We start from the raw sequence: 11611 nt of genomic DNA, 5'->3' as shown, positions 1-11611 counted from the left end.
TAAAAATCATGCAAGGTTAGCCTTACCTAAGTTTGACCTTCCGGCCGCGAAAGGGAGCTGCCTTGTCCACTGGTCTGCGCACCGATGCGAACCCCGTCGAGCTGGTCGTCGAGCATGCCTCGGCGCCGCTCGCCCTCATGGCCCGCCTGGCCGGATCGGGCCTTTTCGGCGACTACGTCGTCTATGAGCGGCCCGGCTCATGGACGTTCGCGGGGGGCGTGCTGGCCGAGGTCGTCCTCGACGCCGGCGCCGTCCGCGCCCACTGGCCGGGCCAGGCTCCGGTCACCCGCCCCTGGACGGGACGCCCCGCCGACGCGCTCCGCCGCGCGTTCGCCGACGCGCCCCTGCCCGCCTGGAACGCCTACGGCTGGATCGCCTTCGAGTGCGCCGCGGCCCGCCCCTCCGGACGTCTCGCGCACCTGGTCGTCCCCCGCACCGAGGTGCGGGCCGAGAACGGCCGCGTCACCGTCACCGGGACAGACGAAACGGACATCGAGCAGGTCGCCGAACTCCTGGCCAAGCCCGGCGGCCACCCCGTCGGCGAGCCCTCGCCGGTCGACGTCAGCGTCGGCGGCGCCCCCTACCGGGCGCGCGTCGCCGAGGCCGTGGCCGAGATCCACGCGGGCCTCTACCAGAAGGTCATCGTGTCGCGCCGCCTGGACGTCCCCCACCCGGTCGACGTCGTCTCGACCTACGTCCGGGGCCGCGAGGCCAACACCCCGGCCCGCTCGTTCCTGCTCGACCTGGGCGGATTCGAGGCCACCGGATTCAGCCCCGAGGTGCTCGCCAGCGTCGACTCCGCAGGGCGCGTCATGACCCAGCCCCTGGCCGGCACCCGCGCCTTCGGCCTCGGCCCCGACACCGACGCACGCACCCGCCACGACCTGGAGACCGACCCCAAGGAGATCTACGAGCACGCCGTCTCCGTCAGGACGTCCCAGGAGGAGCTTTACCGGGTCTGCGAACAGGACAGCGTCCGCGTGACCGGCTTCATGACGGTGAAGGAGCGAGGCAGCGTCCAGCACCTGGGTTCCAGCGTCAGCGGCACCCTCTCCCCCGGCCGCACCGCGTGGGACGCCTTGGACGCACTCTTCCCCGGCGTCACCGCGTCCGGCATCCCGAAGCCCGAGGCGATCGACGCCATCACCCGCCTGGAGGAGCGCCGCGGCCTCTACTCGGGGGCCGTCGTCACCGTCTCCCACGACGGCGCACTGGACTCCGCCCTCGTCCTCCGCGCCCTCTACGCCGAGAACGGCCGGGCATGGCTGCGCGCCGGCGCGGGAATCGTCAGCGCCTCGACCCCCGACCGCGAATACGAGGAGACCTGCGAGAAGCTCTCCAGCATCGCGCCGCACGTCGTCCCGCGAACCTGAGGCACCGGCGGGTAAGGACCCGCCATGCCCGAACTTCCCGACGTCGAAGGCTTCCGCCGGGTGCTCGCCGAGCACACCGGCGAGCCGGTCGCCTCAGTGTCGGTGCTCGACCCCGGCGTCCTGCGCGGAGTCACCGCCCGGCGCCTGAGCACAGCGCTGCGAGGCCACCGCTTCGAACAGCCGCACCGCCGCGGCAAGTGGCTCCTCGCCCCGGCGCACGGCCCGGTCGTCCTGCTGCACTTCGGCATGACGGGCTCGCTCACCTGGCACGACCCGGACGAGCCGCGCCATCGCCACGACCGTGTCGTCTGGGAACTCCCCGACGGCGAACTCCGCTTCCGCGACATGCGCAAACTCCAGGGCGTCCACCTGGCCGCCGACCGCGAGGAGGCGGACGAGACCCTCCGAGACCTCGGCCCGGACGCCCTGGACCTCTCCCGCGACGACCTGGCCGCCACCCTCGGCGCCCACCGAGGCCGTCTCAAGACGACCCTCACCGACCAAACGGTCATCGCCGGCCTGGGCAACCTCCTGGCAGACGAGATCTGCTGGCGAGCCCGTATCAACCCCCTGCGCCCGGCCCGCGACCTGACGGCTTCCGAGCTCACCACCCTCCACCGAGCGATGCACCGCGTCCTCCGCGCGTCCATCAAGGCAGAGCGCGTCCCACCCAGAAAAACCTGGCTAACCGGAGCCCGAGACACGCAGACCCCTACCTGCCCCCGCTGCGGCACCCCCCTAGAAGCCCACCGCCTCTCCGCCCGCCGAACGCTCTGGTGCCCGACGTGCCAACCCAACTGATCTCTTCAGGGCATCCGGCTGTGGGCCGGTTCGCAGTCGATCCCGTCCTGATCTCGATCGGTGTACCAGTGGTATTCAGGATCGGTTCCCTTCACGTACGGGCCGTAGCCGTGGGCGTTGGCCTCCTTGCAGGTGCCGAACCGGGGATCGAGATCCGAGTCCGGCTGCTTGCTTGGCTGCGGCTCTTCACTGGGCGTCTCCTCGCCCGACGACCCCCCGGCTCGTGGGCCTTCCGCTGGCGGCGTCTCCGTTGGACTCGGTTCTTGAGTGACCGGTGGCTCTTCAGTCGTGGGGCGCGGTGAAGCCACCTTGCGGGACGTGCGCGGCCCCTCGGGCGCGGTCGATGCTGAACTGGTAGAAGGGACGGTGGCCTTCCTTTTCGGCTGCGGCAGACCACTGGGAGCGGCGCTCGTCGGAGACTCACCTTGCGATCCAGACGAAGCAGCAGAGGGAGTTTGACCCTGGTGCTGCGCTCGCTGGGACGGCGATGTGAGCAAGGGAGCGATGATGAGCGCTGCGAGAAGCAGGGTCAGCGCTCCGAGTAGCACAGCCCGCAAAGCCCGACGGTGAGCGGAATGGGTAGGAGGACCGAGATACACACGTTCGACGGCCCGTACCGGTCTGAATCGTCCAGGCATCGCGAATGACCCTTCGCAGAGGCCTCTGCCGCATCGCTCTCTTCCACCACACCGCCGAATGGGTCATACGGAAATAGAGGAGGACTCGAAAGTGGGCAAATACTTCGCCAGGTCGCGTGGGCGCAGGCCTACGTGCCCCGGGCGATCAACTGTCCTCAACCTGTAGAAGTTGGTCAATCCGCACCCAAGAGCGCCTCCCTGGTAGTCGCGGGACTTGGTCGCGAGCGTGCCGGTGTCCAGCGGGGGCCACTCGGTGCGCTCGCATGGGTTGCGGCATCCCGGAGGCGCGGCTTCCCCTCCCGCCTTGCAAGCAGACACATCCGTTTCTCGGATCATTTACTCGCCGACATATGGAGACAGGCCATGGCCGTGACCTATGAGCAGGCTCGCGAACTCATCCTTGCGCATTTCGAGCCCGGGTGGACACACGGGACATTCTGTCTCGACGATCGCCTGATAGTCGAGAATGATGAATTCTATGTTTTCGGCGTCGGGGCGCGTGAGTTCATTATTGGCGGGGACATCTCGTACGCGATCGCAGGGGGCGTTCCCGTCGTGTTCAAGGAGGATGGCCGTCTGGGGTCTCGTCCCTCTGTCCTGGTCGCCACGGACCCTTCGATCAGAAGCAGGCCTAACCCGAACGCGACGTTGACGTGACCGCTGGCGGTCAGCGGTCTCGATCGCGACCGCCTCGCCGTCGAGGGGCGTGATCCGGGGGAGGCGATGAACGCCGCCGCTGCCTGGGTGGCAGCGGTGGCGGGCGCGTTGGAAGCCACGCCGGCGCTGGTGGCCTATCCGCTCGGCTTCGACTGGATGTTCCTGTACTGGTACTGGACGAGATTCGCCCAGGGCGGGGCTCCGTTCGGGCACTCCCGGCACCTGGATCTCAAGAGCATGTACGCCACCAAGGCCGGCGCTCCGATCACCCGGTCGACCAAACGCCAGATGCCCGCCGCGCTGCTGTCCGATCGACCGCACACGCACAACGCGCTGGACGATGCGATCGAGCAGGCAGAACTGTTCCACAACCTGGTCGGCTGGGCCGGGCACCCGCGCGAGTAGTGCCACCGATATTCAGGTGCGGAGGGCCCCGGGGCAGGTTAGGTTCTGATCAGCGCGTCGGGTTCGGTGCGCGCACGGGTCGAAGGCCATCGGTTATCTCTTTCGAATAGATGCGACCCGGTGGTCGTCTCCACATCCGTGCGAGTACCCGGCCCTACGGGTCGAGCTGGACGCTCAGGGGAAGGGCGGGTCGAAGCCCGTCGGTTATCCGGATCCAAAGGTCGCAGGTTCGATTCCTGCCCAGCCGACATAGTCGGGTGGTAGCGCAGCCAGGTAGCGCATTGGACAAAAAGCCCGGTTGGCACAACCACATCCGCCCTTCCCCGGGCGCGCCGGCCGCTCCCCTCACATCCGCCCCAGCGGCGGGTCGATATTCCTGGAGGCCCTCGATGGCCCGTGACCCTCTTGCCGCGGTGTCCAGCATTCGGACGCCGCAGAGCCGACCGATTCCCGGCCGTGAGACCGAGCAGGTCCGCAACAACGCCGGCGGCTACGGGTTCGCCAAGGACCTGTGGGCCCGGCTGGAGGACTTCCTTATCCTCGGCACGACCGGCGGCACCTACTACGTCGGTGAAGACACGCTCACCGCGGACAACGCACAGGTCGTGTTCGAGGCGGTCGCCGCGGACGGCGTCCGGGCGGTCAAGCTCGCGACGGACGTCTCCACGGCGCGTCCGCCGCGCGCTCCGAAGAACCGTCCCGCGCTGTTCGTCCTGGCCGCCGCTGCGGCGCATGGCGACGCCGAGACGCGGCAGGCCGTGAAGGCGTCGCTGGCACAGGTCGCGCGGACCACGGACCATCTCGCGTCGTTCTTCGGATACTGGAAGAACCTCGGCGGCAAGGCCACCGCCAGGGGGACCGCGCCGGTGATCGGGCGGGCGATGCGGACCGCGCTCGCGTCATGGTTCCTCAACGGCGACGTCGACCAGGTCGCGTGGCGGGTCTGCAAGGCCCGGCAGCGCAGGACCCCGGCCGGGGAGGCGTTCGCGCTGCGGGACGCGCTCCGCGTCGCGCACCCCAAGGCCGACTCGCCCGCGCGGCGCGCCCTCTTCGGGTGGATCGCCGGGAATGTCTCCGATGATGCCGCCCGCGCGCAGGTGCCCGCGGTCGACGCGTTCCTCACCGCGCGGGCCGTCACCGGCCCGGCCGACGCGATCGGCGTGGTGCGAGATCGAGGCGTGCCGTGGGAGTTCCTCCCGGACGCGGTACTCACCGAGCCGGGCGTGTGGGACGAGCTCGTCGACACGATCGGCATGACCGCGCTGCTCCGGAACCTGTCCCGGATGACCCGGATCGGGACGCTGACGCCGATGGGTGACGCGACCCGGCGCGCCGCGGCGCGGCTCACGGACGCGGGCGCGCTCGCGAAGGCGCGGGTCCACCCGATGGACCTGTTCCTCGCCCTGCGCGTGTACGGGTCCGGTCGCGCGCAGCCGCACCCGCGCGCCGACCCGCAGCACTGGTCGCCGGTCCCGGCCATCGCCGACGCGCTCGAGGAGGCGTACGAGCTGTCGTTCGGGCACATGGAGCCGTCCGGCCGGCGCCTGCTGGTGGCGGTCGACTCCTCGGGGTCCATGAGTTTCCGCCACGTCACCTCGGGTGGTGCGCCGCTCGGATCCTGCTACGAGGTCGCGAACGCGATGGCGGTCATCCTCAAGCGGATCGAGCGCGGCAACTGCCACGTCATCGACGTCGACACCCAGGTCCACGCGTCCCAGGTGACGGCGCGCACGAACCTGCGGGAGATCTCCCGGTGGCGGCCCTCGGGCGGCGGCACGGATCTGTCGCTGCCGTTCCAGTGGGCGCAGCGGCAGGGGCTCGCGGTGGACGGGACGGTGGTGCTCACCGACAACGAGACGTGGGCTGGACGCCGGCACCCGTCGCAGGCGCTCGCCGCCTACCGCCAGGCGGTGAACGGCGACGTGCGGGTCGTGCTCGCGGCGATGGCCGCGAACGGGCACACCGTCGGCGACCCCCGCGACGAGGGCGTGCTGAACATGGCGGGCCTGGACGCGTCGCTGCCGATGGTCGTGAACGGCTACATCCGCTGAATCCGACCTGATCCAGAGCCAGAAACATTCGCATTCTGCGATCAGCGACCTTGATCCCCCGATATGACATTTGATATAGGCCTGAATCTTCTCTGGTAGGATAATGGCGAAACCTTCAAACTGAAGAGCCGTCCCGGCTCTTGAGTTGCTCCGCATAGCGGGCGCAACCGAGGACCGGGGCGAACACCTCGAGATCCTTTGGTGCGCCCCACAGACCAAGGGGATCTCGTGAATAACAAGAAAGGGCGCCTGCGAGTCTCGCTCGCGGCGCTCCGCGCGCGTGGGCGGTCGCTGAGAAGCGATCTCCGCGGCGCGGACGGAAAAGTGCTCAGGATGGCGGTCTTCGCCAATTCGGTGGGCGCTGTCAACGGCTATCTGCTGGTGGCCGTCGGCGTGACCGAGCATGTCGGACCGACGACGGCGGCGCTTGTGATGTCCATTTCCGGGACGATGGTCTCCTGGTATTTCTTCAGGCCGTCGTTGTGGAGTCGCTGGGCCATCTGGAAGCAGGCCATCCTGCTGGGCGCCGCTCTGGGAGCGAACGGCATGACCTTCCAGTTCGTTCTCCGATGGGTTCGGCTGGAGGTCGTGCAACCGCTCTCGTTCTTGTTCAGCGCGGCTTTCACGCTCGGTGGCGTGGTCTACCGGGACATCCGGGAGAAGACCTACTCGACCGCCTTGTGGCCGGTTCTCGCCGTGCTGGGAACCTGGATCCTCGCGAGGGACACGACCGGCGGCTGGGGTGGAGGGTTCTTCTCGGACTCCATCCCGCGGTTCCGTGTCCTGGGGCAGCGGATTCCCGGCTGGATCCCGGGTTTCGGCGTCCTGACCGCCACGGCGGCCACGTACGCCTTCTTGCAGAAGCGAATGGAGGTGCTCGATGAGGGGATCAAGGCAAAGGCGAACACCCTTTCCGGGATTCCCTCTTTCGGCATCCTCGCAGTGGGCGCGTGGACCCTGGAAGGTGGTTGGGACGGCATGACCGCCGGCCGTTGGCCGTATCTGCTGCTCTGCGCGGCCGGCGGGATCATCGGTGCGCTGTTCAGCGGCGTCGTTCTGGTGAAGGCCTATGAGCAGGGGCTCCTTGCCTCCACGAACGCGATGCTCCTACCGCTGCGGAACCTCCTCGGGACCGCGGTGGGAATGCTCGTGGCGCTAACGGCCCCCGGCCCCTTCGGGTTGGCGGCGATCAGCCTGATCCTCATCGCCTCCTGCGGGACGGTGAGCATCCAGAACCGGAAGTCCGGCTCTGCGTGACCTGGCGGCGGGGAGGCCCCCTCCCCGCCGTTCGATCGTCTCCGAAGCGGACGGCGGTCAGTCACCGCGGGCGACGCCGGGGTCGGGGGCGGTCATGTCGCCCGTCGCGGGGGTGCCGTCGGCCAAGCCGTAGCGCAGGTGGACGGTGCCGTTCGGGGCGGCCGACGGTGGTTCCAGGAGTGTGAGGTTCGTGGGGACCTCGCCGCCGTCGAAGACCTTCTTGCCGACGCCGAGCACGATCGGGTGCACCCACAGGTCGAGGCGGTCGAAGAGCTTCTCGCGCAGAAGCGTCTGCACGAGGTTCAGGCTCCCGACGACCTTCACGTGCTCGTGCCGGTCACGGACCTCGCGCACCGCGGCGGCCAGGTCCCGGCCGAGCCGCGTGGACCCGGCCCAGGAGAGTTCGGGCCTGCCGCGCGAGGCCACGTACTTCGGGACGCGGTTGAAGATCGCGGCGATCTCGTCGTCCCCGCCGCCCTGCTGGTGCGGCCAGTAGGCGGCGAAGATGTCGTAGGTCCGCCTGCCGAGCAGGAGGGCGTCCGTGCCCTCGTACGCGGCGCCCACCTGCGCGCCGGTGACCTCGTCCAGCAGGGGCGCCTGCCAGCCGCCGAACGGGAACCCCGCCGGGTCCTCGTCGGGCCCGCCGGGCGACTGCCCGACGAGGTCCAGGGTCGCGAACAGCTCTATGTGGATGAGGCCCATGTAGTGCTCCCGAAGATCGGCCGAGTGGTGGTGCGGGTCGGGAGGTAGACCTGCGGGCGCCGGCGGACTCATCGCCGGGCGTCCCCAGCCGTCTCTACCCGCACGCGCCCTGGTCATCCGGGGCTCAGTGGGGGCAGGTGGGGCGGTAGTCGAGGGTGGGGAGGTTCTGGTTCCACTCCTTCTCCGTCAGGCCGCCGCCGGTGTTCTGGCAGAGGGCCGCCCTGGTGAGGGCGGGGGCGAGGTCGTGGGTGAGGATGGTGCCGCCTTCGGCGGCGCTGGTGAGGGTCTTTCCGTCCGGGGAGAACGCCAGAGCGCCGATCTCGGTCTGGTGGCCGGTCAGGGGCAGGGCGTAGGGGCGGCCGGATTCGACCTCCCACAGGCGGATCTGTCCCAGCGCGTCGCCGGTGGCGAGGAGGGTGCCGTCCGGAGAGAGGGCGGCGGTCCTGACGTAGCTCTTGTGGCCCCGCAGGATCAGGCCGCGCGAGCGGAGCGTCCTGCCGTCGGTGAGGAGGACTTTCTGATCCGCCTCGGTTCCCTCGGCGCTCACGATCGTGCGTCCGTCCCGGCTCGTGGTGAGAACGGTGGTGAGAAAGGTGTCGTCGGTTCTGGCGAGGACCCGGCCGGACGGGTACTCGATCAGACCGGACCTGCCGTCCGTTATCAGCGCCTTGCCGTCCGGGCGGAAGACGATGCGTTTGACGAAGGTGCCGGCGGACGATGGCAGCGCGCGGATCTGCCGGAACGTCTTCGCGTCCCAGAACTGGAGTTCCGCAGCGGTGCCACGACGCACCAGGAGGGCCAGGCCGCGGCCGTCCGGTGACATGGCCATGGCCTGGATCCTGTCGGCGGGTTGGGGCAGCGTCACGTCGCCGAGCTTCGTGAACTTCTCGGCGTCGGTGATGGTGACCGTGCGGGGGTCCTTGTAGACGGCGAGGCGCCCGCCGTCCGCGCTGAGGGCGAGATCGTTGCCGTTGCCGGAGTACAGGTAGCCGGACGAGAGGCCGAAGCCCCGGTTGACGGCGCGCTTGCGCCGGACGTCCCAGAAGTGCACCGAGCCTCCGCCGCGGTACGCCATGGTCGAGGCGTCCGCCGAGATGGTCGTGTTCTGGACCAGGCCGCTTCCCTGGATGACCTGGGTGCTCAGGAAGGTGCTGATGTCGAGGGACGACACTTGGCCGGTCGCCGGTTCGATGCAGCGCAGGGCCCGCTTCTCCACGAATCGGACCAGGGCGCAGTCCGCGTTCGGCGCGTAGCGGATCACGGGTTCGGCGGGGGTGGACTGGGTGGTGCCGCCGTCCTTGAGCCGCCACATGGTCCTGGACTGCGCAAGGAAGCGGCCGTCCTGGCTGAAGGCGAGGGCGGAGTAGGCGTTCGCGGGCGCGAGCCTGAGGAACTGCTCGTCCGCGCCCAGCTTCCAGAGCAGGATCTCTGCCTTCCTGCCCGTGGCCGGGGTGGCCGCGACGGCGAGCAGCGATCCGTCCGGGCTCATCTTCGCCGCGCTGACGTATCTTCCCTTGAGCGCCTTGTTGAGGTGGGGCAGCGCGATCGTCGTCTTGGCCGCGAGCTGGTCGACGTGCACCGCTCCCTCGGGCGTGACGCCCGCGATGAGCTGGTCGCCCGCGTCGGTCGCCAGGATCTCGACGCCGTCCTTGGGGCGCGTCCAGCTCAGCGGTACCTGCCGGAGGGTCCGCAGGTCCCAGACGGTGCGGGCGTCGCGGTTGCCGGCGAGCAGGAGGTGCCCGGACGGGCTCAGGTCGATCCCGTCGAAGACGGTCGCGTTGGGACCGGCCTTGCCGATGGGGAGCCTGCCGCGTTCCTTGCCGGACGCGGTGTCCCAGACGCGGGCCGTCCCGTCGTCCGCCCAGGTGACCATGGTGCGGGCGTCGTCGGTGACGACGAGATCGATGGTGCCGGCGCCGGTGATGCCGAAGGCGTGCAGTCTCGCGTGGGTGTCGATGTTCCAGACGCTGGCCTTTCCTCCGTCCACGACGGCGAGGACGCGGCCGTCCGGCGACGGCTGGCGCCGGGTCGTCGCGCTCACGCCGGGCGGCATGAAGACGTCGCTCTCCCACTGGTACCGCAGCGCGACCAGCGCCTCCCTGGTCTCCCTGGTGTCGGAGAGGGCACCGGCGGCGATGGCCAGCCGGCGGGCGGTCCTCGGATCGCTCTTGCGGACGGCCGTCGCCACGGCCGCCAGGCGCCGCGCCTCCGCGTCGTCGCGCTGCCGCGCGACCGTGCGGCCCTGCTGGTAGACGAGCACGCCCGCCAGGAGCGTCGCCAGCAGCAGGACGGCGAGCACACCGGAGACCACCGTCCGCAGGGTGGAGCGGCGGCGGACGGACGCGCGCCCGGCGTCCAGGAACGCCTGCTCCAGCGTGTTCGGCCGCAGCGCGCGGCCGCCGCCGACGGCCCAGGTCATCGCGCGTTCGAGCCGGGTCCCCTGGAGGAGGTCGCCGGTCCTGCGGCCGTGCGCGTCCCACAGCCGCGCCCCTTCGGCGAGTTCCTGGTGGACGTCCAGGCCCGGACTTTCCGCGGCGGCCCAGTCGCGCAGCCGGGGCCAGGCGCGCAGCAGCGCCGGTGAGGCGAGGATGGCGCGCCGCCCGTCCCAGGCGAGCAGCCCCGCTCCCGTGAACGCCGACAGGACGGCGTCGATCACGGGCTCCGGTGTGCGGCCGTCGCTGAACTCGGCGCGCGCCGCCGGGCGGACGAGGTCGTCTCCGGCCGCCACCATCCGCAGCAGGATCTGCGGGACGGCCTGCCGCGCCTCCGGATCGAGGCTCCGCAACACCGCTTCGGCGCGCTCGCCCAGCGGCGGGGACGCGGCCTCGGGCGCCCGGACGGCGCCGGCCTCCCGCTCCCCCTGCTCCAGGAGGTCCGCGTCGGGCGGCCCGCCGAGCAGGTCGAGCAGCAGTTCCGGCGCGTCGGGACGCCGCCCCGGGTCCTTGGACAGCGCGGCCTCGACCATCGGCCTCAGCCGCTCGGGCACCATCGAGGTGTCCGGTTCGGTGTTCAGCACGGCGTGCATCAGCTTGGGCAGGGACTCGCCGTCGAACGGTGTGCGGCCGGACGCGGCGAACAGGATCGTGGCGCCCCAGGCCCAGACGTCCACGGCGGGCCCGGGGGTCTTCCCCCGGAACACCTCGGGCGCCATGTACCGGGGCGTCCCCTTCATCCCGGTCGCACTCTGCGACATGTCCTCGGTACGGGCGATGCCGAAGTCGATGACGCGGGGGCCGTCCGGGCCCAGCAGCACGTTCGCGGGTTTCAGGTCGCGGTGGACGACGCCGGCCCGGTGGACGGTGGTCAGCGCGGTCGCGATCCCGACCGCCAGCCGGTAGAGGTCGTCCGGCTTGTGGGGGCCGTCCGCGTCGACCGCCTGCTGGAGGTTCGGACCCGCGACGTACTCGCTGACCACGTACGGGAGCGGACCGTCCAGGTCGACGGCGAGGACGCGCGCCGTGCAGAACTGCGCGACGCGCCGCACCGCCTCGACCTCGCGGGCGAACAGGTCGCGGTGCAGGGCGGAGTAGTCGCCGTGGAGGGCCTTGACCGCGACCCGCGCGCCGTCCGGCCCGTACCCTTCGTACACGACCCCCTGGCCGCCGGCGCCGAGCCGCCCCGCGAGGAGGTAGTCGCCGAGCCTCGTCGGATCACCGGGTCCCAGCGGATCGGGTGCCACAGACGTCTCCCCCACCTAATAGACATAATTGTCTATTAGGATGCCGAT

Annotated in this window: 9 protein-coding genes; 6 read left to right on the top strand and 3 right to left on the bottom strand. The window is 70.3% G+C overall.

What is annotated here, in order from left to right; genetic code table 11:
• Positions 1-62: 62 nt before the first annotated feature.
• Both BKA00_RS07310 and BKA00_RS07305 read left to right on the top strand, forming a co-directional pair.
• Entirely contained in the window at positions 63-1373 is a 1311-nt protein-coding gene (locus BKA00_RS07310; RefSeq protein ID WP_230299066.1) for a salicylate synthase, read from the top strand.
• 24 nt (positions 1374-1397) lie between these two features.
• Positions 1398-2174 carry an Fpg/Nei family DNA glycosylase gene (locus BKA00_RS07305; protein WP_185024196.1) on the top strand — a complete coding sequence of 259 codons (777 nt, stop codon included), beginning with the start codon at positions 1398-1400 and terminating at the stop codon, positions 2172-2174.
• A gap of 5 nt (positions 2175-2179) precedes the next feature.
• Here the strand turns inward: BKA00_RS07305 and BKA00_RS40785 are convergent, their stop codons facing one another.
• Positions 2180-2812 (bottom strand): excalibur calcium-binding domain-containing protein, encoded by a 633-nt coding sequence (locus BKA00_RS40785; RefSeq protein WP_185024195.1) that lies wholly within the window; start codon positions 2810-2812, stop codon positions 2180-2182.
• Between the two features lie 363 nt (positions 2813-3175).
• On the opposite strand from BKA00_RS40785, the gene BKA00_RS07295 reads away from it, so the two are divergent.
• The 4 genes from BKA00_RS07295 to BKA00_RS07280 all read left to right on the top strand — a co-directional run bounded on the left by BKA00_RS07295 (position 3176) and on the right by BKA00_RS07280 (position 7182).
• On the top strand, positions 3176-3469 hold the full coding sequence (locus BKA00_RS07295) for a hypothetical protein (protein WP_185024194.1): 294 nt from the start codon (positions 3176-3178) through the stop codon (positions 3467-3469).
• A gap of 66 nt (positions 3470-3535) precedes the next feature.
• Positions 3536-3874, top strand: a complete 339-nt coding sequence (locus tag BKA00_RS07290) for a 3'-5' exonuclease family protein (RefSeq protein WP_185024193.1) — start codon at positions 3536-3538, stop codon at positions 3872-3874.
• Positions 3875-4287: 413 nt separating this feature from the next.
• Positions 4288-5925 carry a TROVE domain-containing protein gene (locus BKA00_RS07285; protein WP_185024192.1) on the top strand — a complete coding sequence of 546 codons (1638 nt, stop codon included), beginning with the start codon at positions 4288-4290 and terminating at the stop codon, positions 5923-5925.
• Positions 5926-6153: 228 nt separating this feature from the next.
• Complete coding sequence (locus tag BKA00_RS07280) at positions 6154-7182, top strand: hypothetical protein (RefSeq protein ID WP_185024191.1); 1029 nt, start codon at positions 6154-6156, stop codon at positions 7180-7182.
• Positions 7183-7239: 57 nt separating this feature from the next.
• Here BKA00_RS07280 and BKA00_RS07275 read toward each other — a convergent pair whose 3' ends face one another.
• Both BKA00_RS07275 and BKA00_RS07270 read right to left on the bottom strand, forming a co-directional pair.
• Complete coding sequence (locus tag BKA00_RS07275; protein ID WP_185024190.1) at positions 7240-7884, bottom strand: dihydrofolate reductase family protein; 645 nt, start codon at positions 7882-7884, stop codon at positions 7240-7242.
• Between the two features lie 124 nt (positions 7885-8008).
• The gene (locus tag BKA00_RS07270) at positions 8009-11563 is read right to left on the bottom strand and encodes a serine/threonine-protein kinase (protein WP_185024189.1); all 3555 of its coding nucleotides are present in this window, start codon (positions 11561-11563) and stop codon (positions 8009-8011) included.
• Positions 11564-11611 lie beyond the last annotated feature (48 nt).

It is taken from the genome of Actinomadura coerulea (genome assembly GCF_014208105.1).
GTDB classification, from domain to species: domain Bacteria; phylum Actinomycetota; class Actinomycetes; order Streptosporangiales; family Streptosporangiaceae; genus Spirillospora; species Spirillospora coerulea.
The sequence above is the reverse complement of the archived record's forward strand: the minus strand, read 5'-3'. Positions and strand labels throughout refer to the sequence as shown.

Bases quoted from the DNA above. Each gene is read 5' to 3' on its own strand.
- BKA00_RS07305 (WP_185024196.1), top strand. From the start codon at position 1,398: ATGCCCGAACTTCCCGACGTCGAAGGCTTCCGCCGGGTGCTCGCCGAG.
- BKA00_RS40785 (WP_185024195.1), bottom strand. From the start codon at position 2,812: ATGCCTGGACGATTCAGACCGGTACGGGCCGTCGAACGTGTGTATCTC.
- BKA00_RS07295 (WP_185024194.1), top strand. From the start codon at position 3,176: ATGGCCGTGACCTATGAGCAGGCTCGCGAACTCATCCTTGCGCATTTC.
- BKA00_RS07290 (WP_185024193.1), top strand. From the start codon at position 3,536: ATGAACGCCGCCGCTGCCTGGGTGGCAGCGGTGGCGGGCGCGTTGGAA.
- BKA00_RS07275 (WP_185024190.1), bottom strand. From the start codon at position 7,884: ATGGGCCTCATCCACATAGAGCTGTTCGCGACCCTGGACCTCGTCGGG.